At 66.1% G+C, this 392-nt stretch carries 1 protein-coding gene; it reads right to left on the bottom strand.

Annotated elements, in window-relative coordinates; all coding sequences use genetic code 11:
* Positions 1-392, bottom strand: a 392-nt coding sequence (locus EN846_RS33750) for a transporter associated domain-containing protein (RefSeq protein WP_281036069.1), incomplete at both ends; no start/stop codon positions are given.

Genomic DNA, 392 nt, shown 5'->3' with positions numbered 1-392 from the left:
CGCGCATCGGCGCGGGCCACGCGGAACATGAAGCGGTCCAGGGCCAGCTCATCGCCGACTTCCGGCAGATGGCCCACGGCCTCGGTGACCAGGCCGCCGATGGTGTCGTAGTCCTCGTCGGAGAACGTGGCGCCGAAACGCTCGTTGAAGTCGCCGATCGGGGTCAGTGCGTCGACCACGTACTGGCCGTCGGACTGGATGGCGATCTGCGCCGACGGATCCTCGGCCTCGTCATGCTCGTCGTCGATCTCGCCGACGATCTGTTCCAGCACGTCCTCGATGGTGACCAGGCCGGCGACACCGCCGTACTCGTCGACCACGATGGCCATGTGGTTGCGTGACAGGCGGAACTCCTTCAGCAGCACGTTGAGCTTCTTCGCCTCCGGGATCAG

This window comes from Mesorhizobium sp. M4B.F.Ca.ET.203.01.1.1 (assembly GCF_004791025.1).
Lineage (GTDB): Bacteria > Pseudomonadota > Alphaproteobacteria > Rhizobiales > Rhizobiaceae > Mesorhizobium > Mesorhizobium abyssinicae.
The sequence above is the reverse complement of the archived record's forward strand: the minus strand, read 5'-3'. Positions and strand labels throughout refer to the sequence as shown.